The following is a 254-nucleotide window of genomic DNA, read 5'->3' as shown; positions in this document are numbered from 1 at the left end:
CGGCCATTTACCAGAACAGACTTATGGCTAACCAGCTGACGTGCTTCTGCACGAGTGGCACCAAAGCCCATACGATAAACTACGTTGTCCAGACGACCTTCCAGCAGAGCCAACAGGTTTTCACCGGTGTTGCCTTTCAGACGAGCTGCTTCTTTATAATAGTTACGGAACTGACGCTCCAGCACGCCGTAGATACGACGAACTTTTTGCTTTTCACGTAACTGACCGCCGTAATCAGACAGACGCGGTTTACG

At 50.4% G+C, this 254-nt stretch carries 1 protein-coding gene; it reads right to left on the bottom strand.

Annotation, left to right across the window (positions count from 1 at the left end; genetic code table 11):
• Nucleotides 1–254 (bottom strand): 30S ribosomal protein S4 (rpsD, locus tag SB765_RS31715; RefSeq protein WP_410932766.1); only part of this gene is annotated, 254 nt, incomplete at both ends.

Source organism: Pseudomonas sp. SIMBA_067, assembly GCF_046534675.1.
Lineage (GTDB): Bacteria > Pseudomonadota > Gammaproteobacteria > Pseudomonadales > Pseudomonadaceae > Aquipseudomonas > Aquipseudomonas putida.
This window is presented reverse-complemented; position numbering and strand designations above follow the sequence as displayed.